Source organism: Streptococcus halichoeri (genome assembly GCF_019774635.1).
Taxonomy (GTDB): domain Bacteria; phylum Bacillota; class Bacilli; order Lactobacillales; family Streptococcaceae; genus Streptococcus; species Streptococcus halichoeri.
The window spans coordinates 1,393,616-1,420,601 of record NZ_CP081502.1 but is presented as its reverse complement, the minus strand read 5'-3'; the positions used below and the strand labels follow the sequence as shown (position 1 = coordinate 1,420,601).

The following is a 26,986-nucleotide window of genomic DNA, read 5'->3' as shown; positions in this document are numbered from 1 at the left end:
TCTTGATTAGGAATCATAGCTGCTATGACAGGCTGTCTGGGCTACCATTTCCCATAAGTAAATACTTAATGGCTACTACACTACGCGGCTGATTGTGCTGATCGGGCAGCTCTTGTTGCTAATCTAATCTACTACCGTTGCTTGCAATGACTTGCTTATACCAGGCAAAGGATTTTTTCTTTGTTCGCTTGAGCGTTCCATTTCCTAGATTATCACGATCAACATAGATAAAGCCATAGCGTTTTTGCATTTCACCGGTGCCAGCTGAAACCAAGTCAATACAGCCCCAGGTGGTATAGCCCAACAGCTCTACGCCATCAAGATTAATAGCAGCACTCATAGCCTGAATGTGGTCCCTGAGGTAATCAATTCGGCAATCATCGGCCACATAGCCATTCTCATCTGGTATATCAACTGCTCCAAGACCATTTTCGACAATAAAGAGCGGTTTTTGATAACGATCCCAAATGGCATTAAGAGTAATGCGCAAACCAAGTGGATCAATCTGCCAGCCCCACTCTGACGCGTTTAAATAGGGATTCTTGATTGACGCAAAAATGTTGCCTGCCGTCTGTTCATTAAGCTTTGGATCAGCTGACGCTACTCGGCTGGAATAATAGGAAAACGAGATAAAGTCAACTGTATTTTCCTGTAGCAAGATCAAATCCTCATCTGTGATGTCAATGTCACTTCCTGATTGTTCCCAGTATTTCTTAGCATAATTAGGGTAGTAACCACGCGCCTGAACATCAACAAAGAAATAACCTTCACGGTCACTTTGCATAGCGGCCCAGTAGTCTTTGGGATGACTGGTATAAGGGTAATATTGCCCAGCAGCCAACATGCAGCCAATCTTATTATCAGGATCAATGTCATGACCAATTTTGGTCGCTAAAGCTGACGCAACTAATTCATGATGGGCTGCTAAGTATTTGATTTGTTCAACATTTTCGCCAAAGTTTTTGAATAAAAGCGGTGCAGCGAGAGTTTTCGACTATCTTTCAAGACCAATTTCCAGTAGTACTTCAAGGCTCGGTATTCAAGGGATTTCTTGTCAAACCGTTTCATGAGTTGAATGCAGGTTTGGTTTAAAGCCCGATTCAGGTGCTGGACAATATGGAAACGGTCAAGGACAATCTCAGCCTTTGGGAATAGGATTTTGATGAGGGGAATGTAAGAACCAGACATATCAACAGTAACGATTTTAACGCTGTTTCTAGCCTTTTTAGAGTACCTAAAGAAATGATTGCGAAGGGTTGTTTGCGTCCGATTATCAAGGATGGTGATGATTTTCTTGGTTTCAAAATCCTGAGCGATGAAGGCGAGTTTCCCCTTTCGATAAGCAAATTCGTCAATGGAGAGCACCTCAGGCAGTTGCGAGAAGTCTTCCTTGAAGGAGAACTGCTTGAGTTTTCGATGGACGGTTGATGGAGAAACCGCTAGGTTTTGAGCGATGTGTGTCAGCGCTTTACGGTTGAGCAGTCCTTGAGCGACCTTTTGCCTAAGAGGCTCAGAGATTTGGCAGTTCTTTCGCACCAAATTGGTTTCAGAAACAGTAACCTTACGACAGCTTTTGCATTGAAACCGACGTTTTTTAAGCCTGATCAGACTAGGAAAGCCATTGATGTCAAGAAATGGGATTTTCGACGGCTTTTGGAAGTCGTATTTTATCTGTTTTCCACCACAAGTCGGACACTCTTTAGGCTCATAATCCAGCCTTGCATAGAGTTCAATGTGCGTCTTGTGTTGAAAAACATTGTCTAAAGCTATATTTTTGTCTTTAATTCCGATTAATTCTGTGGTATTCTTAAGGTGTTCCATAGGATGCTTTCTAATGAGTTGTTTTGTTGCTTTTCATGATAAGTCATATGGGACTTTTTGTCTGCATGAAAAAGGCTCATCATCTCCAGAGTGGATTTACCCACTACAGATATTATAGAGCCGAAAAAACCTAAACAAATACGAAACCACAATCATTCGCCCAAAAAGGTAACGATGATTATCATTTTGTATTTGTTTAGGTTTTGCCTGCCTCTTCAGTAACAATCCTTTTTATTAAGTTGAGCATACCATTGCTCAAATCATTTTGCAAGCGCTTTTTTACTTTTCTTAAAATTGGTCAATGCGGTGATTAACTGGTGTCCAAACGTTGAATATGAATTGTGATATAAACTTGTTCGTCTGGGCTCATCTGAAAATGATGAGTTGATTCAATATAGCTTTTAATTTTTTTGCGAACAAGCAAATGCTTCTGGATAATTAGCCTTAACCTGCTCATAAAGAAAACTATCGTTTTTCCCTTGAACTATCCCATTTACGACCCATTGCGCAAAATATTGAAGATGGGTGATAAAACGATTATAGCTAATTGATTCATTATCTTGAATATTGCCATAAAAGAGTCTAACAATCCCAAGGATATCTGTGACCATTTTCGAAACGTGATAGGATTCTTGATTTAAGTGTGACTCTTTTTGGGCATTAATAAAATGCAAAGCGATGGAGGAAATTTCGTCTTCTGGCAACAGCACACAGACCCGTTCAAAAATCATCTTCAGTGCTTCTTTGCCCACTTGGTATTCTTTAGGATAGAATTTTCGAATTTCCCAAGCTAGCGGATTGTTAATATAGAGCCCTTGGGCAGCTCGCTCTAATGTATAATGCAAATGATCGGCCAAAGCGACGTATAGCGACGCTTCAAAAGTGGTTGCTAAAATCTCTTGTCCGTATTTAATAATCGCAAGGTAGGTTGCCATTTCTTCTGGACTAAGGTCAGTATATACTCTGGATAAGTCTGTGGCGACAGCATTATTTTGTAAAACAAAGGTTTTTTCAACTAAAGATTGATCGATTTGGTCACCACATTTTCCCCAAATCCCAGTCCTTTTCCCATTACAATAATCTCTTGATTATCACTTGATTTGACATGAACCACATTATTGTTATAAACTTTGTCTATTTTCATTTAGGTTTTCCTCATCTATTGAAAAATCAATCGATTGTTACTGGCCTCTATTCTAGCAAAAAAGACATTTTTTTAAAATATATCTTCCAAAAAATAATAAATTGAACCGCATCTACTTTAATAACTATTGAGCTGTGCCTAGCACAAGCTCGTTTCTTAGAGACTGAGATTTAGAAAGACGCTGCTGTAAAACAAAGCAAGGCCAGACAAAACTCTATTATTTTAGCAGTATGGCTACTACAAAAAATAATAGAGACTTTTAAGTCTGGCAAGCAGAGCACAAGGTGGTTACTTTTTCTAAATCTAGGGCTTGATGAGGCCTTTTTTTATCAGGTAATCTTTTGCGACACGATTGGCGTCTTGTCCTTTGACTGACACCCGATAATTCATAGCTTGCATTTCTTTTTCGGTAATTTTACCAGCCAACTGATTGAGGATTTTTTTAAGCTCAGGATGCTTTTTAATCAAACTAGCTTTCATTAATGGGGCACCTTGATATGGCGGAAAGACATGCCGGTCGTCTTTAAGGACTTTGAGGTGGTACTTGATTAGTTCAGCATCAGTTGAGTAAGCATCGGTTACTTGGATGTTTTTGTTTTTTATTGCTTGATAGCGTAAGGCCGGCTCCATGGTTGACACTGGTAAGTGTAAGCCATAAGCTTTCTGCAAACCTTTGTAGCCATCTTCTCGGTCCTTAAATTCTAAAGTGAAACCTGCCTTTAATCCATTTTGGTGAGCAGCAAGGTCACTGATGGTTTCAATCTGCTCCTGCGCAGCTATTTTCTCAGGAATAGCAATAGCATAGGTATTTTGATAAGCAAAGGGCTTCAATAGGACGAGTTTATCTTGTTCATATATGCCGTTGCGCGCGTCCTGATAGACCTGCTGGCTGTCGGTGGAAAGAGCGGGCTTTTTGGTAAGGAGACTTGAGGTGATGGTCCCGGTAAATTCTGGGTAAATGTCAATATCACCAGATTTTAAGGCCTGATAGAGGAAGGTGGTTTTCCCAAAGTTAGGTTTAATAGTAACCCGTAAATCTGATTGGCCTTCGATCAATTCTTTGTAGATATTGATCAGGACATCTGGCTCTGCTCCTAATTTACCAGCGATGGTAATGGTAGCCTGCTTTTTATTGAATTGACTTAAGACAGTCGGTGCATAAGAGGCAAACAAAGCAAAGACGATCAGGGCAAAAGCTGATAGGATTTTACGTAAGGAAGCTTTCTCTAAATATTGCAAGATGGTATTAAACAAAATGGCCAATAAGGCAGAAGAAATCGCCCCAATTAAAATCAAGCTGGTGTTATTACGGTCAATCCCTAAAAGGATAAAGGATCCCAGGCCACCTGCTCCAATCAAGGAAGCTAGGGTTGCGGTACCAATAATCATAACTGCTGAGGTCCGCACCCCAGACATGATAACCGGCATGGCAATGGGAATTTCAAACTTCTTTAGGCGCTCCCACTTGGTCATCCCAAAGGCGGTGCCGGCCTCGACAAGGCTTGAATTGATGCCATTTAAGCCGGTAATGGTATTTTGGATAATCGGAAAAATAGCATAAATAACGAGGGCCGTAACGGCAGGTACGGTTCCAATCCCCATTAATGGAATGAATAAACCAAGAAGAGCTAGCGAAGGAATGGTTTGAAAAATGCCTGTCAGCTGCAAGACAAAGTCAGACCACCGCTTGCTTTTACTGAGCAAACTAGCTAGGGGGATGCCAATTAATAAGGCAATTAGTAAAGAAACCAGCGAAATTTGCAAATGTTCTGCGAGAGCTCTGGTCCACTCGCCAAAGCGTTCTTGAAAGGTTGCGATGAGGTTAGTCATTTAGTTCTCCTTCAAATAAGCTAGCAACAAACTGATTAGCTGGATGTGCTTGAATGGCTTGCGGTGTATCCAGTTGAATGATTTCACCTTGGTCTAGAATGGCAACACGCTGCCCCAACTTAAGGGCTTCTTTAACATCGTGTGTGACAAAGACGATGGTCATATCCAGTTCGCGATGCAAAGACAAGATTAGATCTTGTAGTTGTTTGCGCGAAATCGGATCTAAGGCAGAAAAAGGCTCATCCATCAAGAGGATTTTAGGTTGTGCAATGATAGCACGCACAATGCCTACGCGCTGCTGCTCACCTCCTGATAAATCTTTTGGGTAACGGTTCATGTAGTCTTTTGGTTGTAAACCTACTTTTGTTAACAACTCTACCGTTCGTTGGTGAATGGCCTCTTTTGACCAATTTTTCATTTCAGGAATAATTGCAATGTTTTCAGCAACCGTTAGATTGGGGAAAAGGGCAATCTCTTGTAAAACATAGCCAATAGAAAGACGCATGTCCCGCAGATTAAGATCTTTTTGGGCCACCTGATTTAACAGAATTTCCCCTGAACTAGGCTCAATGAGGCAGTTTATCATTTTTAATAACGTTGTCTTGCCAGACCCACTAGAACCTACTAGGACAAAGAACTCATGATCATTGATTTGAAAAGTTTGATTTTCCAAAACGCGATTGTCACCAAATTGTTTTGAAACATTGTTAAAACGTATCATAAAAGCTCCATTTCGTTTCGTAAGACAGGACGTCTGCTTTGTGGTAAGCAACTAGAACAGTATCGCCTGCGCAAGGTTGGAAGTTCATAAGAACCCTATTTTAAGGGAACCCATCTGTGCGATCTGATGTGAGTCCGATCCCTCCCATGTAAGTAAGCCAATACAGCCTTACTTCCTTAGTCAGTGCTTAAAGTGATTAAAAAGATATACGGTCACTTTGAGAGTTAGTCCAAACAAATGTTAGCCAGGTTGTGCTTGAGTCTGTGTCAATATCACCAGATTATCCATTAAAAAGCAGCGCTCTTTTTGACTAGATTTTGACCACATCTAATAATCTTAGAAATGTCACTATTATAAAATGTGACACCAAACAAGTCAACTATTTTGACTATAATATAGCCAAATCTTAGTGGAAATTCCAAAACGCTCTAATTGCTATTTTATCTAATAATCGCTATTATGATGTTATGATTAAAACTTATCGTGTCTTAGCTATTATTACCAATCAATCTGAAACACAAAAAGCCATCTATAGCTTTTTACAAGAGCACTTTGACTACCTTTTTGAGATTATCATTTACTACCAAAATGCCCTTCCTGAGGAGATAGCTGCCTATGATGTGATTTTTTCATTTAAAGACGATACTTATCCTATTAAAACCTTTCTCTTTAGTGAATCTGCAGATCAAGCAGGCTACTATCTTGTGCCGGACTCTCTAAAAGACAGTCAGAAAGCTTATGAACTGGCACGTACCCTGACGCAGCTCTATCAGCAATTAACAAGCAATCTTCAGACTTACCTGCAACAATTTCCTAGCCAAATGCGCATGGCTAACGCTAAAGGCCAGATCTTATATCATAACCATCAGTTCAATGGCAGCTTTTTGCCCAGTGATGAAAACCATTTAGAAACTTGGATTTGGCAACACTTACGCAAGCAAGGCAATTTGCACCTGCTCTTACCCTTTGCTTCCTTGGATCATATCTATTTTCAATCTTATTATGGCTTACAAGATGAGAATGGTTGCTACGTAGGCTCTCTTGACCTTGTCCAAGATCTAAAACCCATTTTGGCTCAGTACTTGGATGAGACCGCGCAAGCTATTGTTGGTTGGTCTGATGTAACCTCAGGCCCTTCAATCTCTACTGACAAGCCTGATTACCCTTGATTCACGCAAAGGCTAGGCTAACTTTTTCAAATAAAAACCCTTATAGCTCCTTTGTGGTGACCCCAAAAAGGAATTATAAGGGTTTTTGCATCATTTCATTTAGCGATTAGATTAGGAAATCGCTCGCGCTCGTTTGACGCGCATCAGGCCAAGCAAGGCGACAAACACTGCAAAGAGAATAAAATAAAGGGCATTGCGCCCACCAAGGCGGGCACCCATTTCAGGATAATGTGCTTGTGCTAGAGCAAAGAGTTGTGAGGATATGGCTACCGCAAAGGCGCCCGCAAATTGCTGAAAGGTATTTAAAATACTATTTCCATCCGCAAATTCATGCTCCTTTAGCTGTGAAAGCGAGGTCGTCACCATATTGCTAAGGCCAAAGCCCATCCCCATCTTGACCAACAAATCCGTTAAAAGCAGACCCCAAACACTTCTAGTCATAATCAATAAGGACATACTGAACAAGCCTAATAGCGTCAAACCAAGTCCAAGCGTGATTGGCTTAAAGGAGCCAATTTTATCTAACAGATGACCAGAAAAGGGATAGAGCGCAGAAGCTAAAATAGCTCCTGGAAACATAAAAAGACCTGCTTGGACCGAATTTTGCCCAAGGCCAAGTTGCAAATAATTAGGCAGAACATAAGAGGTTGCTAAGGGGACCATTTGATAAGCTAATACCCCATAGAGTAGGATGAGAAAGGCCTTGTTGTTAAAGACAGTAAGTTTAAGGAGCGGCTGTTTGCGATTGAAATAATAAAAGCCAACAAAGCCTAAAAGAGCAACACAAGCCAAAAGCAAGGATAACTTTTCAATCGTAAGCAATAAAAAAGCAAGACCAATGCCTAGACTGATAAAAGCAGGAACATTCAATGTTTCATTCTTTTGCACCAAGCGACTAGGAATAGCCTTCAAACCAACCAGACAAGAAACTAGCAAGACCGGTAGTAACAAGACAAAGATCATTTTCCAACCAAGCGTAGCCAAGACTACCCCACCATAGGTGGGGCCAATCGCTGGCGCTAAGGAAGTCGTCATTGTTGCTATTCCCATATAAAGACCACGCTTTTCAAGCGCAACCTGGTGTAAAATAATATGAAATAGCAAAGGCAGGGCAATTCCTGTTCCCATCCCCTGTAATACTCGTCCTAGCAGTAATGTTGGTAACTGATTAGCCAGCGCATCTGTTGTTACTCCTGCTATAAATAAGGCGTTGGCTAGGATAAAGACCTGCCGCTCAGAAAAATTTCTAATCAAATAGGCAGAAAGAGGGACAACAATGGAAACAGCAAGCAGATTGCCCGTAGTGGCCCATTGAATGGAGGTGGCAGGCACATGAAAAACCTGCATTAATTCGGGAAAGGTCACATTCATTGAGGTTTCAAAAAGAACACCACAAAAGCTTAAAATGGCGGTTGAAATAATCGCTGGTAAAACACGCCATGAATTGATCTGCATCATTAAGTCACTACTCCTTCTAACTGATATGAGAGCCGTAAGAAAGGTACTACAATCACTCATAGTACCCATTTAAATAGCCCACAGGCTGCTTAAAATTAAATTATTCTCTCTTTTTCATATAAACAAGATTTATTATAACACAAGAATGACATTAAGCAAAGGCTGATTTTCTCTTGCCATGTTTAAGTCCCTTGGAAAGAGAAAGAATAAGCCTGTAACAAAATTATTTAGCCCAGTTCATCCAATGATAGCCTCTAGGACGAATGCCGCTGACTATTGGCAGGGTTTAAAAGCAAAGACAGCAGGCTCTCACACTCAGACTTGGACCTCCTATTTCCTTCGTTTAGCATACCCTTTCCCATATTGTGGGTACAAACAAGCCAGAAAATACCTGGGTTTGCTTGTCGCACGTTGAGGTGATAGCCTTCTTTTTGATTGTGTATTATAAATCACGGTAAACAGGCTGGGGACCGTAGGATTGTGAAACCGGCATGATTTCGATGCGATTAACATTGATATGCTCCGGTTGGCTAACAACCCAAGCTACTGTTTTAGCAATGTCAATGGGCTGGATAGCATGTGCTCCCTGATATAGGGCTTGAACTCGTTTGTGATCACCCTGAAAGCGGACCAGCGAAAATTCCGTTCCCTCACACAAGCCTGGTTCAATAGTTGTCACACGGATTTTTGTACCAGCTAAATCGGCTCGCAGATTAAGAGAAAATTGCTTGACAAAAGCTTTAGAAGCGCCATACACATTGCTTCCTGGATAAGGAACCGTTCCTGCTGTTGAACCAAGATTAATAATCATTCCCTGATTCTTGGCTACCATTTGGGGCAATATTTTTCGTGTCAAATAGGCCAAGCCAATAATGTTAGTATTAATCATGGTTAACCACTGGTCAAAATCAGCTTCATAGGCCTTATCCAAACCAAGAGCTAAGCCTGCATTATTGATTAACAGATCAATTGCCTGCCAATCTTTAGGTAAATCAGCTAGCGCTTGATCAATTGCTGCAGTGTCTGAAACGTCCATAGCTAGAGGATAAAAATCGTTAGCACCTAAGGTCTGCTGTATGTCTGTTAATAGTGAATAGCGCCGTGCAGCGCCAATCACCCGATAACCTTGCTGTACCAATTCCTGAGCGATAGCTAAGCCAAAGCCAGCTGAAGCACCAGTCAGTAATGCTGTTTTTTTCATTTTAAACGCCTTCTTTCTAAGCTAGTAAAAAAGTGGATGGCAAAACCCCACTCCACTTTTAAAAGCTCCGCTTATTTAGCATTATCAAGGGCTTGCGCTGCTGTGATAATGGCAAGTTTGTAAATATCATCAGCACTTGAACCACGTGAGAGGTCATTTACTGGCATATTCAACCCTTGCAGGATTGGTCCAATAGCCTCAAACATTCCAAGGCGCTGAGCAATCTTGTAACCAATATTACCAGATTGTAAGTCCGGGAAGATAAAGACATTGGCCTGACCAGCAACCTTACTACCTGGTGCTTTAATAGCGGCAGTTTCAGGGACAAACGCCGCATCAAATTGGAGTTCGCCATCAAGGATAATTTCTGGTTTCATTTTATGTGCCAATTGAGTCGCTTCTTGGACCTTATCAACTTGTGGTGCTTTGGCGCTTCCTTTTGATGAGAAGCTCAGCATGGCAATTTTGGGGTCAATGTCAAAGATTCTTGCTGTATCGGCAGTGTTAATAGCTATTTCTGCTAGTTCTTGAGCATTTGGATCAATGTTGATAGCACAATCAGCAAAGATAAGACGTTGTTCAGTATTTTCACGGTTCATCAAGAAGACACCGGAGGTACGAGAAATGCCGGGTTTTGTTTTTATAATTTGGAGTGCAGGACGAACAGTGTCGGCAGTGGAGTGGATTGCTCCTGAAACCATACCATCAGCCAAGCCCATTTTAACAAGCATCACCCCAAAGTAATTGACATCTTTAAGTAAGCGATCAGCATCTTCCATTGTTGCTTTTCCCTTACGGATCTCTACAAATACTTCTTTCATCTTGTTAAAATCAGCGTACTGGCTAGGATTAATAATGGTATACTTTTGGTCTGTAAACCCTAGCTTTGTTAAAAGGCTACGAATAGCCTCTTCATCTCCAAGGATAATTGGTTCAACCAGCCCCTCAAATTTTAAGCGCGCAGCTGCTCGTAAGACGCGCTCATCATTTCCCTCTGGAAAAACAATCTTCATATCCTTTCCTACAACTTTTTCTCGTAAGCTACCGAACAATGTTCTAATACTCATGTTTACACCTTATTTACACCTTTCTTTAAATCTATGATAACGCTGTCAAAGTCATCTGTCAACTTATTAGTATGCCGACTGATTGATTTTGTAAAGGGGTTATAAAAACTTAAACTATGGCAATGTAAGGCTTGACGAGTGATTCCAAGATCTAAACGACCTCCGTATAAATCATCCCCTAATAAGGGAAAACCAATGTGAGCAAAATGAACGCGAATTTGATGGGTACGGCCTGTATGCAAGCGAATATCAACCAGGTGAACACCCTTAGGATAGCGCGCTACAACCTGATAGGTGGTTCGTGCGTATTTACCGTCTGCTACAACGCGGCGGGTAATAATGCTGTCTTCACTGCGACCGATAGGGGCAATAATTTCTCCATAATCAGGAAGGTCGCTTGGACCAGCTACCAAAGCATAGTAACGCTTTTCAATCGAACGTGCCTGCAGCTGCTTATCCAAACGCGCATGGGCATAACCATGTTTAGCTAAAAGCATCAAACCGCTGGTATCGCGGTCTAAGCGTGTGACAATATGAATTTGCTGATTGGGATAGCCTTGCTCTAGGTAGTAGGCTTTGACAAAATTAGCCATCGTATTAGAATGATTAACACTAGGAATACTAGCAAAACCATGTGGTTTGTTGAGTACTAAGAAATGATCATCTTCATAGACAATAGTCAGAGGGTGTGTAATGGCCTCCAATTTCTCAAAAGCTGGCTCATCAGGTATATCAACCGTAACAAGGTCGCCAGCTTGCAATAAATAAATGGCATTTTGTTCAATGCCATTTACGAGAATATTACCGCCCTTATATTTTATCTTAGCTAAAAGGCCACGTGAGATATCATGCTCTTTTAACAGCGTCTTTACTTTCACTTGGCGAGAAGCCAGAAATTCAAATCTCATGGTTCAATGTCTCCAATAAAAGCATCGCGGACCCGCTCCCAAAAGCTGGTATGGTTTGAAGAAGACACAAAATTAATTTTTTTACGATCAATAGTATAGGTAACCTTCACCACATTGCGATGGGTAAACGTTTTATTATCAATGGATAGGGTGTAATTTCCAAGGCGCTGCGGCAAAATTTCAATAACATCTTTTTTGGGAATGATAAGTGACGATCCCAAGGTCCGAAAAACGCGATTATTCAAACTAGAAATTTCGGTTAATTGCAGAGCTTCGATGGTTGGATGTAAGACAGCACCGCCCAGCGACTTGTTATATGCTGTGCTTCCTGTTGGGGTTGATACAGAAATTCCATCACCACGAAAACTTTCAAATTTCACCTGATTAATGAGCACATCAGCCACCATGGTTTTTTCAATCCGCTTGATTGTGGATTCGTTTAAGGCCCGTCCACGAATCAAACGTCCATCTTCTAAAGTGATCTCAACACTTAAGATGGGATAAGCTATTTTTTCGCCCTGATCATGTCGAAGGTCTTCGATTAATTGCTCTACCTCAAAATCACGATAGTCTGTATAAAAACCCAGATGTCCTGTGTGAATACCGACAAAACGGACGTGATTGAGTTCTTTTTCATACATATGGAAGGCTGAAAGCAACATGCCATCACCACCAATGCTAATGACAATATCAGGGTTTCGTTTGGATAGGTAAAAATCTGGATCATCTTTAAAAACGGAGAATAATTTAGAGGCAATCCGCTTACTTTGGTATTTGCCATTAGCGATAATGGCGACTCTGGTAGTTTTATCGGTATAATTCATCTGTGTCATCACTATTTCCGACCCCGTCATTAAAATTGCGCGTAATCGGATCAAACAATAATTGCGCTTCGCGAATATCTTTTCGAATCTTGCGCATTTCCTCATCCAATTCTAAAGCAATTTTAGCCGTTGTCTCTAACCTTTTTTTAATTTCTTCAGGGAAAACCCCATTATATTTATAATTTAATGAGTGCTCAATCGTGGCCCAAAAATTCATCGCCAAAGTTCTGATTTGAATTTCAGCCAGGACCTTTTTTTGACCATCAATAGTATCAACCGGATATTCAATAATGACATGGTAAGAACGATAGCCGCTTGACTTCATATTTTGAATATAATCACGTTCATAGACAATCGTCATGTCTTGACGTTTGCGCAGCAAAGCTAACACTTCTTCAATATCATCAACGAATTGAACCATCACCCGTAGGCCTGCAATATCTTGAATATCGCGGGCGATATTTTCTTCTAAGACGCCCCGTTGGACCATTTTTTCTTTAATGCTGTCGACGGATTTGACGCGCCCAGTGACAAACTCAATTGGCGAATAACGATTTTGTTTACGAAATTGTTTGCGAATACCGCGTAACTTTATTTTTAATTCTCCAACTGTCTGGATGTATGGATCCAAGAAAATTTCCCAATCTAAAGCCACAAGCTAGCTCCTTTCTTGTCAAACGGTTGACTTTGATATAAGATTAATTATAGCATAAAAAGAAAGCAAAAGGAATGTACAGTGACCGAGCTTGAAATTGAATATAAAACCCTGCTTAGCTATGAAAACTATGTTAAAATACTTAAGCAAATGATTGCCATCTCACCTGTTACACAGGTAAATCATTATTTTGACACGAGTAATTTTCAGCTGAAATCCCATAAAATGTCCCTGCGTATCCGTACATTTACTGATCATGCGGAGTTGACTTTGAAAGTGCCAGAAACGGTTGGTAATCGCGAATACAATTTAGCCCTCACTTCTGACCAAGCAAAAACAATCTTAGCTTCTAATCAATTACCACCATCAGAAATTGCTGCGCTAATCCAAGAATCTGGTATTGCACTTGATAGAATTGCTTGCTTTGGAGCTCTAACCACAGTACGACGTGAAGTGCAAACGTCAATTGGTAAGATGGCATTAGACCTAAATACCTATTTAGGAAAAACAGATTACGAATTAGAATTAGAAGTGAGCGATCCTGAACAAGGAAAAAAAGACTTTGATGCTTTTTTACAAGAAAACCAGCTACCATTTATCTTTGCAAAAAGTAAAGTTGCGCGCTTTAGCCAAGCCTTAGCGCAAAAATAATTAGGCAAGAAACTTAGCATATTACCTGCTTTTTTTCTTTTTTTTTGCTAAAATAATAGTACTTACTGTAACTATTAAATCGTCTTACCTGGTGATTTATGAACGAATTAAAGGAGCTCATTTTCTCATGGCAGAACAGTATGCTGACAAGCAAATCAAATTGTTTTCACTCACATCAAACCTTCCAATTGCTGAAAAAATCGCTGCAGCAACAGGTATACCACTTGGAAAGATTTCTTCTCGCCAATTCTCTGATGGTGAAATCATGATAAATATTGAAGAAACTGTCCGCGGAGACGATATTTATATTATCCAATCAACTAGTTTCCCGGTTAATGACAATCTATGGGAATTGCTGATTATGATTGATGCTTGCAAGCGAGCTAGCGCTAATTCAATCAATATTGTCTTACCATACTTTGGCTATTCGCGTCAGGATCGGATTGCTTCATCGCGTGAGCCCATTACTGCCAAACTAGTTGCTAACATGTTAACTAAGGCAGGAATTGACCGAGTATTAACGCTTGATTTACATGCCGTACAGGTACAAGGCTTCTTTGATATTCCTGTAGATAATCTTTTTACCATACCACTATTTGCCAAAGAATATTGCAAGCTTGGTTTATCTGGTGAAGATGTTGTGGTTGTTAGTCCCAAAAATTCAGGGATTAAGCGAGCGCGCTCTTTAGCAGAATACCTCAATTCTCCTATTGCGATTATTGATTATTCTGCAGATGACAAACACCGTGAACAAGGCTATGTTATTGGTGAAGTCGAAGGCAAAAAAGCTATTATCATTGATGATATTTTAAACACCGGAAAAACCTTTGCAGAGGCTGCAAAAGTTCTTGAGCGAGCAGGGGCAACAGATATTTATGCGGTAGCAAGCCATGGCCTCTTTGCTAATGGGGCTGCCGAGGTCCTAGAAACTGCTCCAATCAGAGATATTCTTGTGACTGATTCGATTAGAACACTTAATCGGACTCCTAATAATACCACTTATATCACTGCCAGCCAGCTGATTGCGGATGCGATTATCCGCATCCACGAACGTAAGCCCCTTAGTCCCCTCTTTTCTTTCACACCCGAAGAAAGTTAATAAATATGATTTACCTTGACAATGCTGCAACCACCCCTATGACTGAATCTGTTATCACTGCGATTAATAATTATATGATGTCATCTTTTGGTAATCCCTCAAGTATTCATTCTTATGGTCGAAAGGCTCATAAATTACTACGAGAGGCTAGACAAACCATTGCTGATTTATTAGGCGTTGCCTCACGTGATCTGATCTTTACAGCTGGTGGAACCGAAAGTGATAATGCAGCAATCAAAGGCTATGCTTTAGCCCACCAAAAACAAGGGCGTCATTTAATTACGACAAGTATTGAACACCATGCTGTTTTGCATACCATGGCCTATCTAGAAGAGCAGTTTGGATTTGACATAACTTATCTAGAGCCTCAAAAGGGCACCATTTCGGTACAGCAAGTTGAGGAAGCACTACGCCCAGACACCATTTTAGTATCAATGATGGCCGCAAACAATGAAACTGGTGATTTATTACCTATTTATGAAGTAGGTCAGCTGCTCAAAAACCACCAAGCTGTGTTTCACGTTGATGCTGTTCAAATCATTGGAAAAGCAAAAATCAATTTAGCAGACAGTGGTATTGACATGCTTTCAGCCTCCGCTCATAAATTTCATGGACCAAAAGGTGTTGGTTTTCTATACAGCCATCATCTAATCTGGGATCCCTTATTGCATGGCGGTGATCAAGAAGAAAAACGGCGTTCCGGTACTGAAAACATGATTGGCATTATTGGCATGGCCCAAGCTTTACAAGATGCCTACCGCCAAATGGAACAAAACTGGGAAAAAGTCACAGCCCTAAACAGCCTTCTCTTAGATCAGCTGGCTGGACTTCCCTATTATGTTAATGGTTCAGATAAACGTCTTCCACACGTTCTTAATTTAGGATTCAAAGGATTAGTGAATGGCACCATTCTCACTCAGCTTGATTTAGCTGGTATCGCTATCTCAACAGGATCAGCCTGCACCGCGGGCACAGTTGATCCAAGTCATGTATTAGCTGCTCTTTACGGTCCTGACTCGAATCGTTTACGAGAATCTATTCGTATTAGTTTTTCCGATCTGAACACCACAAAGGAAGTACAGATCTTAGCACATGAATTAAAAAAAATAGTGAAAGGTTAATCCGTTTCTCATGGCATTTGAAAAAGAAATCGCTTTAAAAGATTGTCGTTACAGCTATAAGCTTAATCCTTCGGTAAAAAAATACACCCTCCGAGATAATACGTTTATCCAAAATAAAATTGGGAATTACGAACTCACCCGACTCTTAGAAGAAATACCTAATTCTGGTGAGGGTTTCCCCCTTAAAATTACAATCAACAAAGAGTTGAACGGCTTCAAATTGGCTATTACTGATCAGAGCGGCTTGCGCTTGGTTAATATTTTTAAAGCAGAGCAACACCATATCCTACAAGATAAATTCTATTTTTTGATGGATAGTTTAGTAGAACGTCAGATTTTTACGAAACACCCTCAAGTGTAATGACATTTCTTAAAAAATTTATCCCACTCCTTATGACTATGTAACAAGGATTGAAAGTTTTCTCATTGCTACTGCTTTTGTCATCTAAACTTGACCAAAGCAGGGCAAAATACTAAGTCTAACAGTGATACTATTTCTTACTCAAAATAGTTATTTCAAGATAGTTAGTATAGGGTAGTGAGTTTTTAAACGTTATCAGAGGGCACTTACTTGTGACCAATAGTTTTGGACTATTGGTTTTTTTGTTGCTGGGTGTTTTTCCAGTAAAAATTGTCTAGCTGTTGCATCTTTCACAAACTTTTTGATACAATAGTGCTAGATAATGACTGAATAATGAACAAAAAGGAGCTAACAAGGTGGTTATTGATAAATCTATACCCAAGGCAACGGCTAAGCGCTTGTCTTTATATTACCGTATTTTTAAACGTTTTCATGCTGATCAAGTTGAAAAAGCGAGTTCAAAACAAATTGCAGATGCTATGGGCATTGATTCTGCTACGGTACGCCGTGATTTTTCCTATTTTGGGGAATTGGGGCGCCGAGGATTTGGTTATGACGTGACCAAATTAATGAACTTCTTTGCCGATCTTTTAAATGATCATTCCACAACCAATGTATTACTTGTGGGTTGTGGTAACATCGGTCGAGCTCTTTTACGCTACCGTTTTCATGATCGCAATAAAATGCAAATCGTGATGGGATTTGATCTAGAAAGTAATCCTCTAGTTGGAACAAAAACAGATGATGGTATTCCGATTTATGCTATCACAAGTGTCGACACACACATTCAAGAATCCGGAATTGAAACTGCCATTTTAACAGTTCCAAGTACCGAAGCACAAGATGTAGCTGATCAATTGGTCCAAGCTGGCATCAAAGGAATTCTTAGCTTCTCGCCAGTTCATCTTAATGTTCCAAAAGATGTGATTGTACAATATGTGGATTTAACCAGTGAACTGCAAACACTGCTGTACTTTATGCATCAAAATCGTTAATCAAACAATTGATTTACTCCACCAGTCAGGGAAATAACAGGAAATTCGAAAAAAAGTACCTAAAGCAATACGTCACGTGACTGGTGCTAGGTAAGTTCATTCTACTCCTGTTTTTTGTGTGACTGGTTTTTTTGTAAGCTTAAGAGTGTCATAAAAGCTGCCGCAGGTGCTCTTCCCTATTTTATGACACTATGGCTTTTCCTATAAAATATCCGTTTTTTCACGAAAGCTATAATAAGAAGTTCGTGAAACAATAATATGATCTAAACAGGTAATTCCTAGATGTTCACATGATTGTCTTATTCTTTGAGTGAACTGCCAATCATTTTCACTGGGTTCGGTAACACCAGATGGATGGTTATGCACAATAATGATGCTTGTAGCCATATTTCTGCAGGCATAATGCAAAATTTCTCGAGGCTCTGCAATTGAACGCCGGACACTGCCAATAAAAATGGTTTTTTCTTCAATAATGCGATTTTGGGTATCTAAATAAATGGCTACCAAATGTTCCTGACGCTTATCACCAAGTACAAACATCATTTTTTGGGCGACTTGATAACTAGATAGAAGTTGATTTTGGTCTTTATCAACTGATTGCTGGATTCGTAAGCCTAATTCAATCATCGCTTTAATTTCAATTGCTTTGACCTTTCCCAGACCAGATAAATTTTGTAATTCCTGCAATGAACGATTTTTAAAATCAGCCAAACTATCTAGTTCAGATAAGAGATAGGCTGACAATTCCATAACATGCTTGTTTTTTTTCCCAGTTCTAAGAAAAATGGCTAATAATTCTTGATTGCTTAAACTCTCCGAGCCAAATTGCAGTAATTTTTCCCTAGGTAATAAAGAATTCGTTCCTTGTTTTATTGAATACATTGAAATACCTCCACTTATTCATTCGAAATTGCTCAATAAAAAAGGAAGCAAAGCCGATGTTATCCTATCGGTTTTGCTTCCTTTTTGTTGTAGTCCTGCTGACATCTGAATTAGTTGGTGTGACTGTTCTTTTTCTGCTGATGCCTATAAACAGTATAGTCCTTGATCAATTGGTAAAAAGTGGCAGCTAAAGGCACGGCTAACAAAATGCCTAATATTCCTCCCAGGGCTCCGCCTAGTGTAACGGCTAAGAGTACCCACATACCTGGTAATCCGATTGATCCGCCGACAACCTTTGGATAAATGAGATTCCCCTCAAACTGTTGTAAGACAACAAGAAAAACCACAAATAGACAAGCATCTGAGACGGACTGTGTGGCAATGAGGACAAAGCCAACAACCAAGCCAATATAAGCACCAATTACCGGAATAAGGGCGGTAAAAGCAACCAATACTCCCACTGTTGCTGCATAGGGAAATTGAAAAATTAGCATGCCAAGCGCTGTTAAACTCCCCAAAATCATTGCTTCAATGGTTTGCCCAACAAAGAAATGGTAAAAGCGATGATGCAGAATCAACCGAACATTATTAAAAGTTTTGGCGTGTCTGCCTAAATACGTATCCACCAATAGCTTACCCTGCAAGCCTAATTTTTCCTTACTTGCTAAGACATAGATGGAAAAAATTAAGCTAATGAAGAGATTTAAAATGGTCGCTGCAATCGTTGACATAGAGGTTAACAGATTAGTCAAAACACCAAGAAGTTGACTTAAGACTTGTTGACCATAGTGATTTAAACGCGAAATGAGTTCTTTATCTGTCCCCAAGTAATTCACCAGGTGCTTGACTTCCTTGTTCTGATTGAGGTGTTCAACAATATTGGTTAAGGCCCCTTGATCAATGGACATCAGCGTTTTTAAACTATGAATAAGATCAGGAATCACAATTGAAAAAAGCCACAAAATTAAACCAATAAAGGTCAGATAAGCCAAGATCATCGCAATGGCCCGCTTAAAAGCCAGCGCTTTAGGATGCGATCTAACAAGGGAAACATAGGCTTTTTCATAAAATGACATCACAATATTAATGACATAAGCCACACCTGCTCCCATAATGAAGGGAGATAAAGCTTTAAAAACAACGTTAGCCTGACTAGAAACAAAACCCCAATAAGCTTGAATCGCATAGCAGATCACAAAGGTCAAAATAAAATAATAAAAATGCTTTTTCTCTAATTTCATAAAAACTCCCATATCATGATTAATACCATTATACACTAGTTTCTCCCACTAAAAAAGGGGGACCAAGTAATCCCCTTTTAGGATCAAAATGTGGCCCTAATATCAAATAGTTTACCGCATTAGCTTGAAGTAAGCTTTGATAAGTAAAAAAGCCAAGCCTTAGCCTGGAACTTTTTTATGGTAAATCGCTGCGCAAAGACCTTACAACAAAGAGGGGGAATTATGCTTTTGTTCCTAGAGACAGTTTTTCTCCAATAACCCTAGATATTTGTTCATAGCCTTTGAGATTAAGGTGCAAGCCATCTTTTGTATTGGAATCAGCCAAGCCTCCTTCTGCGTCTTTTAAAACATGATTGACATCTAAAAAATCAACATCGTTTAATTGTGCTAGCGCGTGATTAAGCCCATCAATCAGCTCGTTAGAGCGCACCTTAACCGTTTTAGCAAATTGACTGTTTTTAGAGACAGGAAGAATCGATAAGAGGGTAATAGGAGCCTTAATACCAAAAGCACGAATAGACTGAATTAATGTTTGCATTCGCTTAAGAATAAGCGTTTCAGAATGACCTAAACCAATGTCATTAGTCCCAACCAATAAGACAATCTGACTAGGGCTAAGCTCAAGTATCTGCTGATCAAGATGGTCAATCAGCCATTGGATATCAATCCCTGCTATCCCTCGGTTATAAATTGGCTTGCTGGTCGAAAAATATTTGCGAAGAGGATAGAATTCAATAATGGAATCTCCCACAAACACAATTGCATCCTTATCAACCTTTGTATTGGCGTCTGCATAATCTTTGATGCGATCATTTTGATAGGCTAACAACTCTTGTGTAACAGTTTCAATCATTAAAACATCCCTTCCTATTTTTAAAGATATATTTAGTATAACAAAAAGCTGTTACTTACACACATTTTCACTTTGTTTTTTTGAAAATCATGATGATTTTCATGTGCTGGTACTTCCCTTATTTTCAAAATTTTTCAATCTAGCATCGAAAAAATGTTCAGTCACTACTTTTTGACTGAAGCTTAAAAAAACCAAGTAAAGCCAGCAGTATTTGTCCTGATTCTTTGCCAAACTGATCCATTGAGCATTTTTACATTAAAAGCTCGCGCACTTGACCTAATTCATTTTGGTTGACAACCACAAAAATGGTAGCCCCCGCCTCGAGTTGTGTATTGCCCGTCACGACTTGGGTGCGATGATGGTTTAATTGCGTTGTGATCAAAACGTCCATAGGCAGATTAAGGTCCTTGACTTGTTTTCCAGCAATTTTATCTGTGACGGTGAGTTCAATTAAGGTTGGTTCTAAGGTGCGGGCTGGTTTTTGAATAGTCATCTTATCCAGCATAGCTTCATAGATAGGGTGGCCATTTAGTAAGTCCATCATCACATAGGCCACAAAAGTCACCACAGCAATTGCCATCAAGGGTTTGAAATCACCTACCATTTCAGTTACTAAAATCATTCCTGTTAATGGTGCTTTGGAGACAGCCGCAAAATAACCGGCCATACCAAGTACAATAAAAAGGGTGGCATAGCTGGCATCAATCAACTGCCAGTGAATAAAAAGACTGCCTATAATCAAACCGGCTAAACCGCCTAGGGTGAGGATGGGCAAGAAAATACCTCCGGGCAAGCCACTACCAAAACTCAGCATGCTAATCACAAAACGGATAATAAAATAGACTAATAACAACATGATCGGCTGTGAAGCCTGGGCCAGCTGCAAAATTAACTGATGGCCACCACCTAATAATATGGGCAAATAATAGCCAATCATGATAATAAAGGGCAAGGTCAATAAGGCCTGCAGCGATGTAGGTAAGCCAATTTTGCTTGCGCAGCTTTGATACCACTGACTGATCTTGAGAATAATAACCTCATAGTAATAGCCTAAACAGCCCAGCAATAATCCTAAAATAAGGAGTAACCAATAGTGCTTCAAGGTCAACGTCGGCAAATCAGAAGGCATGGCTAGGACCGGGGTTAGGCCAAAGATTTTGAGCGAGACGATATTGGCGACTAAGCTGGCAACTAAGGCAGAAATCCAAATGAGGCGGGAAAAGTGATGGTAAATCTCTTCGACGACAAACAAGAGGCCAGCTATTGGCGCGTTGAAGGCGGCTGAGAGTCCTGCTGCTGCTCCGCTGGCTATCATGACGCGGCGCTCCATGTGACTGGCGCCTAATCGCTTAGCTAAGCCTTTAGCAGACATGGCACCAAGCTGAATAGATGGTCCTTCACGTCCCAGCATAAAGCCCGCAGAAATACCTAAAATACCACCTAGAAATTTTTTCCAAAGAACAGACCACCAATTGGGGGACAGAAGACCCTTTAGTTCACCTTCTACGTGGGGAATACCTGAGCCCTTGATGTCAGGCTCTAAATGGGCAAGGTAGCCTGCAAGTACCACAGCAAGTGCTGAGCCTAAGGTAATTAGGATTAACAAGTAGGGCAACTGGTGCGACTGGTGATAAAGCATGATAACCCAACCACCTACTTTTTCAATGATTAAGCGAAATAAACTCACAACGATTCCTGCAATCAATCCAACAAGGGCACCACGCCAGACAAAGGCAATGATTGACTCGTTTGAGAATTGATATTCGCGTTGATGATTTTCCATTTTGACCTCATTTCTGTTCAATACCTTTCTATTGTATCAAAGCTAAGGTCAAGTTTCTAGGGGCAGTTTCAGCCAACAAGCCACTAGCCTCTAGTAGGAAGGAAAACGAGCCGTTAATTTATTTTTTAGTTTATAGGCTTTTTGAAGAACAGCCTATTTCTTTTGATTAAGGGATAACAAGCCAAGGCAAGGCGTCTAAAAAGACTGTAACAAGTAGTCACAGTCTTAGTTATTCTTTCAACAGAACATTTTTAAACCTTATGATCCGTGGCATCACGAACACTTTTGGCTACAAGATCAGCCACGCCCGCATCAAACGCCCCAGGTATGATGTGAGTGGGTGATAATTCCTCGTCCGTGACGAGACTTGCAATTCCTTTAGCAGCTGCAATTTGCATCTCAATGGTAATGGTTTTTGCACGCGCATCTAGTGCACCACGAAAGATTCCAGGGAAAGCTAACACATTATTAATTTGATTTGGAAAATCGCTTCTGCCCGTCCCGACAATATAAGCACCGGCTGCTAAGGCCTGATCTGGATAGATTTCTGGTACGGGATTAGCCATGGCAAAGATTATCGGTTTATCAGCCATTAAGGCAATCCATTCTGCTTTTAGCACACCTGGAGCCGAAACGCCAATAAAGATGTCTGCCCCTTCTAGGGCTTTGTCTAAGCCCCCACTACGACCTTCCTTATTAGTTACTTTTGCGATTTCAAAATGATGTGGGGCAAGTTTGTTTTGATCAGCCTGATTGATAATGCCAAATCTATCAACGACAGTCACATCAGTCGCACCAGCTGCAAGTAACTTGCGGGTGATGGATAAACCAGCTGAACCGCCGCCATTGACAACAATTTTGGCTTGTGCAAGCTCTTTTCCGATTAATTTTAAACTATTAAAGACGGCTGCTAGCACAACAATCGCTGTTCCGTGCTGGTCATCATGAAAAACAGGAATATCGCATTCTTCAATTAGGCGTTGTTCGATTTCAAAGCAACGCGGCGCACTGATGTCTTCCAAATTAATCCCACCAAAAGTTGGCGCCATTGCTTTGACAATTCTCACGATTTCATCCGGATCTTTAGTATCTAATACAATCGGTATGGCATCAACACCGGCAAATGCTTTAAAGAGCGCTGCTTTTCCTTCCATAACAGGCATCGCCGCCAGAGGGCCAATATCGCCTAACCCTAAAACTGCTGTCCCATCACTCACGACAGCAACGGTATTTTTTTTGGTAGTTAAAGTATAGCCTAGGGCTGGATCATTGGCAATAGCTGAGGAGACACTGGCCACACCGGGGGTGTAAGCAATGCTCAAATCTTCCTTGTTTTTAATGCTCACCTTGGGGCTAACTTCTAATTTACCACCATGCTTGCGGGCTTGATCGATCGCTCGTTGTCCTAAATCTGTTGTCATGTGAAACTCCCTTCAAGATTAATGATTAATGGAAAATAAACCGTAAAATAGCAGTCATGGTGATGACTGTAATCGCCCCACCAAGACGGGTTGCAACTTGGGCAAATGGCATAAGATTCATCCGATCTGCTGTGCTTAAGATGGCAACGTCACCTGTTCCTCCCATCCCACTTTGACAAGCAGAGACGATGGCTGCTTCGACAGGATTCATGTTCAAGAAACGCGAGACAAAAAAGCCAACTGAAACAACGGTAAGCACGACGCTAATCACAACAATGAAATATTGCCAACTCAAGGTAGCTACGACATCTTTAAGGGGAATATAAAGCAATCCCAGACCAGCCATAAGCGGAAAGGTAAAATTACTTGAGATGAATTTATACAGCTGCTTGGCGCCATTTTGAGTTTCTTGAGGAATAATATTGACATATTTTAAGAAAGCCGCCAGAATAATCATCAGAACCGGTCCAGGAAAGCCTGTCAAATGTTGCAAGAGTCCACCAGCAATAAAAAGCGTACAAGCTGTCAAAACACCCGCTCCCATCAATTTAACATCCAAGGCACCCGATTGATCTTGTAAAGCATCGGACATATCTTCGGTCTTACCTATTTTAACCAGCTGGCCTTGGCCTGAGTAGTCAGGATGTTTTTCTCCAAAGCGGTTGAGTAAGGCGGTGCAAAGGATGGCAAAAAAATTACCAATGATAGTAGCTGGAATTAATTGTGCTACTAACTGCTCACTAGCAACACCTGTAATGGAACTATAGCCTAAAGAAAGAGGTAAAATACCTTCGCCAATCCCTCCGGCTAAGACAGGAGTTACAATATAAAAGAGGGTGTGTTGCCACTTAAGTCCCAGCAGGACCCCAACGAGCGTTCCGACCGCCATGGCACAAACCATACCTAAAAACATAGGAATAATCATCCGAAAAAGGCCTTGAATCAAGATTTTTCGATTCATACCTAGGATACTTCCACAAACCAAACAAGCAATATAAAAATAGAGAAAGTTGGCTTGTTTCATCAAAATATTGGTTGCGGCCAAAACATTGGGATTTAGGAGATTGAAAAATACCAAGATGGACGGAACCAATAGAGACAAGATTGCCGGACCACCAAAATGTTTGAGTCCTGGAATGGTTGCCCCAATAGTTCCTAGCAGCCAACCCAGTGTTAAGATAACCGCAAAGCCACCTAGCATATTGACCGGTAACTGTTGCAGGTAGCCCGTAACAAAAATAAGCGCAGCCATAGCAAGATATACAGGTAGCGGCACTGAACCAACTTTGACTGTCATCCATCCTTTAGTTGGTGGTGGTGTTTTTGGTAAATCATGTGATGTTTGCATTTCCATGAAAAAACCTCCCCTTTGTGATGCTTTCAGTATAATAAAATCAACGTTCAAGCAAAAGATTATTTAATTACTTTAAGTTCTTCAACTATTTCAATTTATTTAATTAATTTAAAGCAAACCTTTGTGGTGCCAACATGGTATACTAAAAACATGAAAAGACGATTTTCGCTCTGGCAAAGCCTATCTTTAACTTTGTTATTGATAATCATGGTAACATCAAGCCTGTTTTATACGATCATGATTAAAGAAAACTATCGCCACATCAAGGCACAAGAAACCCATTTATTAACTGCCACAGCTCAGTTTTTAGCAAAAGATCAGCGTATCCAGCAACTGCTACTCAATCAAGCGGATGGTCGCTCCGTTAACCAATATACCAACCGTATTGCCAAATCCTATGGCCTAGATTATGTTGTCGTCATGAACCAAGAAGGGATTCGCTTAACTCATCCCAATCCTCAAAAAATCGGCAAGCCTTTTCAAGGTGGTGATGAAACAGCAGCCCTTCGCGGTCAGAAAATCTTATCAACTGCTCGAGGAAGCCTTGGCAAATCTGTACGCTATCTGGTCCCCGTTTTTAATCAGCACAAACAAATTGGGGCCTTGGCTGTGGGAATCAAACTCACCACCTTAAATGAAGTGGTCCTACAGACTAAAAAGAAATATACTCTAGCTTTTTTGCTTTGTTTAGCACTGTCTATCTTGGTTATTACCCTAATTGCGTTGCGCTTAAAGCAGCAGCTCCATAATTTGGAGCCGCAAGAGATTTTTCAGCTATTAGAAGAGCGTAATGCGATGCTTGATCAAACAGAGGCTGCAGTTTTTGTCATCAACCAAGAAAAGCACATTAAACTATCAAACCACGCCGCTGCTACCCTCATTCAAGAAAAATTACAGCTCAAGCTATCAAATGGACAATCTATTTACGAGCTTTTTCCCAATTTTGCTAAGATTGATCTAGCAAACCATCATGAGCAACTCTTTCGCTTTCAAGACGACGACTATCTGCTAACTGTTTCTCCAATTATTGTCAATCGTGATCTCCGCGGCTACTTGATTTTCATTCGTTACGCCCATGATGCGCTAGCCATGTTAGATCAATTAGCCTATACAACCACCTACGCTTCTGCGCTTCAAGCACAGACACACCGTTTTATGAATCAAATGCATGTGATTTACGGGCTGGTTGATATTGCCTATTACGATCAACTCAAGATTTATCTAGATAGTATTTTAGCACCTGAAAATCAAATTATTTCCAGCTTATCTGTTTTAATTAAGGAACCCTTGTTAGCAAGCTTCTTGATTGGTGAGCAAGAAAAATACAAAGAATTAAACATTCAGTTGCGCTTTGAGATTATGAGTGAAGTGCCGCTTGCGTATTCCAAAAACCAACTTAACCATTGCTTGGCACTCTATCGCTTCATCCATCCTAAAGTTATTACTAGCTGGAAACCCCAATCTGTGTTAATGCGTATTAGTTGGGAGCAGGGTTATCTCTCTACAACCTATCTCATTGAAGATGAAAATTTGCAAAGCACCTCAATTGCCAAACTGTTTCATATTGATTACTTTAAGCAACTGTTATCAGATACCCAAACGGTCTTTACCAGTCATATTACAGATAACCAAATTGCCTTTACCATTACCACCCCTTACAAAGGAGCTGACTATGAAAGTACTCATTATTGAAGATGACCCTATGGTAGACTTTATTCATCGTAATTATCTTGAAAAAACAAATCTATTTGATAGTATCATTTCTAGCGATGCTCTATCTGATGCCTTAACCCAACTAGAACATTATGCTTTTGATTTAATCCTGCTAGACATTCACATTAAAGATGGAACAGGTATCCATCTGTTAGAAATCATCCGAGCACAGCACCACAACTGTGAGGTCATTGTTATCTCAGCGGCCAATGATGGCCAAACCATCAAGCGAGCCTTTCATTTAGGGGTGGTTGATTATCTGATCAAACCCTTTACCTTTGACCGTTTTCAAGAAAGCATCAAGCGCTTTTTAGAGGTCAAAAACCAGCTTAATCAACAACGCATCCAGCAACAACAAATTGATCAATTAAATGCCCCACAAGTAATCACGACGTCCTCTCACGCTATTTTATTGGAAAAAGGGCTATCTGAAGCAACGTTTAACTTCATTCTTAAAACGATTCAAGACTTAAATCAAGCTTTTACCATCCAGGAATTGGCGGACATTACCCAACTATCACATGTCTCTATTCGAAAATACATCGCTTTTTTGGAAGATAATCATTATCTAAACAGCGAACAGATTTATGTTAAAGTGGGTCGTCCTTATCGTGTCTATCGCTTGCGCTAAATAAAAAAGACTAAGCTTAGTCATGTCATCTCCTATTAGAGAGTCTTCATTACTAATCTTAGTCTTTTTGTCGTATCTGCTTG

Annotated in this window: 22 protein-coding genes and 3 pseudogenes; 8 read left to right on the top strand and 17 right to left on the bottom strand. The window is 40.3% G+C overall.

What is annotated here, in order from left to right:
- Positions 1-118 precede the first annotated feature (118 nt).
- The 5 genes and pseudogenes from K5J94_RS06775 to K5J94_RS06755 form a co-directional block, all read right to left on the bottom strand.
- Positions 119-967: pseudogene (locus tag K5J94_RS06775) on the bottom strand (family 1 glycosylhydrolase); the annotation flags it as partial.
- Positions 943-1,821, bottom strand: a pseudogene (locus K5J94_RS06770) (ISL3 family transposase); the annotation flags it as partial. The pseudogenes K5J94_RS06775 and K5J94_RS06770, both read right to left, overlap by 25 nt.
- A gap of 310 nt (positions 1,822-2,131) precedes the next feature.
- Positions 2,132-2,965: pseudogene (gene licT, locus K5J94_RS06765) on the bottom strand (BglG family transcription antiterminator LicT).
- Positions 2,966-3,268: 303 nt separating this feature from the next.
- A complete protein-coding gene (locus tag K5J94_RS06760) occupies positions 3,269-4,795 on the bottom strand; it encodes an ABC transporter permease/substrate-binding protein (RefSeq protein ID WP_221912687.1) in 1,527 nt (508 codons plus the stop codon).
- Entirely contained in the window at positions 4,788-5,516 is a 729-nt protein-coding gene (locus K5J94_RS06755; RefSeq protein ID WP_159548137.1) for an ABC transporter ATP-binding protein, read from the bottom strand. The genes K5J94_RS06760 and K5J94_RS06755 overlap by 8 nt, the downstream gene beginning before the upstream one ends.
- A 467-nt stretch (positions 5,517-5,983) precedes the next feature.
- On the opposite strand from K5J94_RS06755, the gene K5J94_RS06750 reads away from it, so the two are divergent.
- Entirely contained in the window at positions 5,984-6,685 is a 702-nt protein-coding gene (locus tag K5J94_RS06750; RefSeq protein WP_221912685.1) for a hypothetical protein, read from the top strand.
- Positions 6,686-6,796: 111 nt separating this feature from the next.
- Here K5J94_RS06750 and K5J94_RS06745 read toward each other — a convergent pair whose 3' ends face one another.
- The 6 genes from K5J94_RS06745 to K5J94_RS06720 form a co-directional block, all read right to left on the bottom strand.
- On the bottom strand, positions 6,797-8,140 hold the full coding sequence (locus K5J94_RS06745) for an MFS transporter (protein ID WP_221913794.1): 1,344 nt from the start codon (positions 8,138-8,140) through the stop codon (positions 6,797-6,799).
- 445 nt (positions 8,141-8,585) lie between these two features.
- The gene (locus K5J94_RS06740; protein WP_159548133.1) at positions 8,586-9,344 is read right to left on the bottom strand and encodes an SDR family NAD(P)-dependent oxidoreductase; all 759 of its coding nucleotides are present in this window, start codon (positions 9,342-9,344) and stop codon (positions 8,586-8,588) included.
- Between the two features lie 71 nt (positions 9,345-9,415).
- Positions 9,416-10,411, bottom strand: coding sequence for a phosphate acetyltransferase (pta, locus tag K5J94_RS06735; RefSeq protein WP_159564584.1), 996 nt, complete (start codon positions 10,409-10,411; stop codon positions 9,416-9,418).
- Between the two features lie 2 nt (positions 10,412-10,413).
- Positions 10,414-11,319 (bottom strand): RluA family pseudouridine synthase, encoded by a 906-nt coding sequence (locus K5J94_RS06730; RefSeq protein ID WP_159564582.1) that lies wholly within the window; start codon positions 11,317-11,319, stop codon positions 10,414-10,416.
- A complete protein-coding gene (locus K5J94_RS06725) occupies positions 11,316-12,152 on the bottom strand; it encodes an NAD kinase (RefSeq protein WP_159545259.1) in 837 nt (278 codons plus the stop codon). The genes K5J94_RS06730 and K5J94_RS06725 overlap by 4 nt, the downstream gene beginning before the upstream one ends.
- Positions 12,127-12,798, bottom strand: coding sequence for a GTP pyrophosphokinase (locus tag K5J94_RS06720; RefSeq protein WP_159545261.1), 672 nt, complete (start codon positions 12,796-12,798; stop codon positions 12,127-12,129). The genes K5J94_RS06725 and K5J94_RS06720 overlap by 26 nt, the downstream gene beginning before the upstream one ends.
- An 81-nt stretch (positions 12,799-12,879) precedes the next feature.
- Here K5J94_RS06720 and K5J94_RS06715 point away from each other — a divergent pair, with 81 nt between their 5' ends.
- The 5 genes from K5J94_RS06715 to K5J94_RS06695 all read left to right on the top strand — a co-directional run bounded on the left by K5J94_RS06715 (position 12,880) and on the right by K5J94_RS06695 (position 17,025).
- Positions 12,880-13,449 carry a CYTH domain-containing protein gene (locus K5J94_RS06715; RefSeq protein WP_159564580.1) on the top strand — a complete coding sequence of 190 codons (570 nt, stop codon included), beginning with the start codon at positions 12,880-12,882 and terminating at the stop codon, positions 13,447-13,449.
- Positions 13,450-13,576: 127 nt separating this feature from the next.
- Positions 13,577-14,548, top strand: coding sequence for a ribose-phosphate diphosphokinase (locus K5J94_RS06710; protein ID WP_159548127.1), 972 nt, complete (start codon positions 13,577-13,579; stop codon positions 14,546-14,548).
- A gap of 5 nt (positions 14,549-14,553) precedes the next feature.
- On the top strand, positions 14,554-15,669 hold the full coding sequence (locus K5J94_RS06705; protein ID WP_159795910.1) for a cysteine desulfurase family protein: 1,116 nt from the start codon (positions 14,554-14,556) through the stop codon (positions 15,667-15,669).
- Between the two features lie 10 nt (positions 15,670-15,679).
- Positions 15,680-16,030, top strand: coding sequence for a DUF1831 domain-containing protein (locus tag K5J94_RS06700; RefSeq protein ID WP_159559659.1), 351 nt, complete (start codon positions 15,680-15,682; stop codon positions 16,028-16,030).
- A gap of 356 nt (positions 16,031-16,386) precedes the next feature.
- Positions 16,387-17,025 carry a redox-sensing transcriptional repressor Rex gene (locus K5J94_RS06695; RefSeq protein WP_159548123.1) on the top strand — a complete coding sequence of 213 codons (639 nt, stop codon included), beginning with the start codon at positions 16,387-16,389 and terminating at the stop codon, positions 17,023-17,025.
- A gap of 201 nt (positions 17,026-17,226) precedes the next feature.
- Here the strand turns inward: K5J94_RS06695 and radC are convergent, their stop codons facing one another.
- From radC to K5J94_RS06665, 6 genes are all read right to left on the bottom strand, one after another.
- On the bottom strand, positions 17,227-17,907 hold the full coding sequence (gene radC / locus K5J94_RS06690) for a RadC family protein (RefSeq protein WP_221912683.1): 681 nt from the start codon (positions 17,905-17,907) through the stop codon (positions 17,227-17,229).
- Between the two features lie 110 nt (positions 17,908-18,017).
- A complete protein-coding gene (locus tag K5J94_RS06685) occupies positions 18,018-19,148 on the bottom strand; it encodes an AI-2E family transporter (protein WP_159548238.1) in 1,131 nt (376 codons plus the stop codon).
- Positions 19,149-19,368: 220 nt separating this feature from the next.
- On the bottom strand, positions 19,369-20,001 hold the full coding sequence (locus tag K5J94_RS06680) for an SGNH/GDSL hydrolase family protein (RefSeq protein ID WP_159543769.1): 633 nt from the start codon (positions 19,999-20,001) through the stop codon (positions 19,369-19,371).
- A gap of 250 nt (positions 20,002-20,251) precedes the next feature.
- Positions 20,252-21,784 carry a ClC family H(+)/Cl(-) exchange transporter gene (locus K5J94_RS06675; protein WP_159564572.1) on the bottom strand — a complete coding sequence of 511 codons (1,533 nt, stop codon included), beginning with the start codon at positions 21,782-21,784 and terminating at the stop codon, positions 20,252-20,254.
- A gap of 251 nt (positions 21,785-22,035) precedes the next feature.
- Complete coding sequence (locus K5J94_RS06670; RefSeq protein ID WP_159543773.1) at positions 22,036-23,205, bottom strand: NAD(P)-dependent malic enzyme; 1,170 nt, start codon at positions 23,203-23,205, stop codon at positions 22,036-22,038.
- A gap of 25 nt (positions 23,206-23,230) precedes the next feature.
- Positions 23,231-24,502 (bottom strand): 2-hydroxycarboxylate transporter family protein, encoded by a 1,272-nt coding sequence (locus K5J94_RS06665; protein WP_408022843.1) that lies wholly within the window; start codon positions 24,500-24,502, stop codon positions 23,231-23,233.
- A gap of 207 nt (positions 24,503-24,709) precedes the next feature.
- Here K5J94_RS06665 and K5J94_RS06660 point away from each other — a divergent pair, with 207 nt between their 5' ends.
- Both K5J94_RS06660 and K5J94_RS06655 read left to right on the top strand, forming a co-directional pair.
- A complete protein-coding gene (locus tag K5J94_RS06660) occupies positions 24,710-26,251 on the top strand; it encodes a Spo0B domain-containing protein (protein WP_159564570.1) in 1,542 nt (513 codons plus the stop codon).
- A complete protein-coding gene (locus K5J94_RS06655; RefSeq protein ID WP_159564568.1) occupies positions 26,232-26,903 on the top strand; it encodes a response regulator in 672 nt (223 codons plus the stop codon). Before K5J94_RS06660 ends, K5J94_RS06655 begins: the two co-directional genes overlap by 20 nt.
- Positions 26,904-26,986: the final 83 nt, after the last annotated feature.

Bases quoted from the DNA above. Each gene is read 5' to 3' on its own strand.
- K5J94_RS06760 (WP_221912687.1), bottom strand. From the start codon at position 4,795: ATGACTAACCTCATCGCAACCTTTCAAGAACGCTTTGGCGAGTGGACC.
- K5J94_RS06755 (WP_159548137.1), bottom strand. From the start codon at position 5,516: ATGATACGTTTTAACAATGTTTCAAAACAATTTGGTGACAATCGCGTT.
- K5J94_RS06750 (WP_221912685.1), top strand. From the start codon at position 5,984: ATGATTAAAACTTATCGTGTCTTAGCTATTATTACCAATCAATCTGAA.
- K5J94_RS06745 (WP_221913794.1), bottom strand. From the start codon at position 8,140: ATGCAGATCAATTCATGGCGTGTTTTACCAGCGATTATTTCAACCGCC.
- K5J94_RS06740 (WP_159548133.1), bottom strand. From the start codon at position 9,344: ATGAAAAAAACAGCATTACTGACTGGTGCTTCAGCTGGCTTTGGCTTA.
- pta (WP_159564584.1), bottom strand. From the start codon at position 10,411: ATGAGTATTAGAACATTGTTCGGTAGCTTACGAGAAAAAGTTGTAGGA.
- K5J94_RS06730 (WP_159564582.1), bottom strand. From the start codon at position 11,319: ATGAGATTTGAATTTCTGGCTTCTCGCCAAGTGAAAGTAAAGACGCTG.
- K5J94_RS06725 (WP_159545259.1), bottom strand. From the start codon at position 12,152: ATGACACAGATGAATTATACCGATAAAACTACCAGAGTCGCCATTATC.
- K5J94_RS06710 (WP_159548127.1), top strand. From the start codon at position 13,577: ATGGCAGAACAGTATGCTGACAAGCAAATCAAATTGTTTTCACTCACA.
- K5J94_RS06705 (WP_159795910.1), top strand. From the start codon at position 14,554: ATGATTTACCTTGACAATGCTGCAACCACCCCTATGACTGAATCTGTT.
- K5J94_RS06700 (WP_159559659.1), top strand. From the start codon at position 15,680: ATGGCATTTGAAAAAGAAATCGCTTTAAAAGATTGTCGTTACAGCTAT.
- radC (WP_221912683.1), bottom strand. From the start codon at position 17,907: ATGTATTCAATAAAACAAGGAACGAATTCTTTATTACCTAGGGAAAAA.
- K5J94_RS06685 (WP_159548238.1), bottom strand. From the start codon at position 19,148: ATGAAATTAGAGAAAAAGCATTTTTATTATTTTATTTTGACCTTTGTG.
- K5J94_RS06680 (WP_159543769.1), bottom strand. From the start codon at position 20,001: ATGATTGAAACTGTTACACAAGAGTTGTTAGCCTATCAAAATGATCGC.
- K5J94_RS06675 (WP_159564572.1), bottom strand. From the start codon at position 21,784: ATGGAAAATCATCAACGCGAATATCAATTCTCAAACGAGTCAATCATT.
- K5J94_RS06670 (WP_159543773.1), bottom strand. From the start codon at position 23,205: ATGACAACAGATTTAGGACAACGAGCGATCGATCAAGCCCGCAAGCAT.
- K5J94_RS06665 (WP_408022843.1), bottom strand. From the start codon at position 24,502: ATGACAGTCAAAGTTGGTTCAGTGCCGCTACCTGTATATCTTGCTATG.
- K5J94_RS06660 (WP_159564570.1), top strand. From the start codon at position 24,710: ATGAAAAGACGATTTTCGCTCTGGCAAAGCCTATCTTTAACTTTGTTA.
- K5J94_RS06655 (WP_159564568.1), top strand. From the start codon at position 26,232: ATGAAAGTACTCATTATTGAAGATGACCCTATGGTAGACTTTATTCAT.